The organism is Calyptranema fuscum S582, from assembly GCF_055793305.1.
The window spans coordinates 1-632 of record NZ_JBSLYH010000141.1 but is presented as its reverse complement, the minus strand read 5'-3'; the positions used below and the strand labels follow the sequence as shown (position 1 = coordinate 632).

At 51.4% G+C, this 632-nt stretch carries 1 protein-coding gene; it reads right to left on the bottom strand.

Going from position 1 to position 632, the window contains the following annotated elements:
• A partial coding sequence (locus ACR6Z4_RS32230) for a photosynthetic reaction center family protein (RefSeq protein ID WP_479721404.1) occupies positions 1–632 on the bottom strand: 632 nt, incomplete at both ends.

Below are 632 nucleotides of genomic sequence, written 5' to 3'. Positions count from 1 at the left end.
CCGTTCAGGTTGAACGCCATCGTGCTGATACCCAAAGACGTGAACCAGATGCCAACCACTGGCCATGCACCCAAGAAGAAGTGCAGTGCACGTGAGTTGTTGAAGCTGGCGTATTGGAAAATCAGACGTCCGAAGTAACCGTGTGCTGCAACGATGTTGTAGGTCTCTTCTTCTTGACCGAACTTGTAACCGTAGTTTTGGGATTCAGTCTCGGTGGTTTCACGCACCAGAGAAGACGTGACCAACGAACCGTGCATTGCAGAGAACAAAGAACCACCGAACACACCAGCTACGCCCAACATGTGGAAGGGGTGCATCAAGATGTTGTGCTCAGCCTGGAACACGAACATGAAGTTGAACGTACCGGAAATACCCAGAGGCATCCCATCAGAGAAGGAGCCTTGTCCGATCGGATAGATCAGAAACACTGCGCTAGCTGCTGCAACAGGTGCAGAGTAAGCGACGCAGATCCAAGGACGCATACCCAAGCGGTAGCTCAGTTCCCATTCACGTCCCATGTAGCAGAACACACCAATCAGGAAGTGGAACACCACCAACTGGTAAGGACCGCCGTTATACAGCCATTCGTCTAAGGATGCTGCTTCCCAAATTGGGTAGAAGTGCAAACCGAT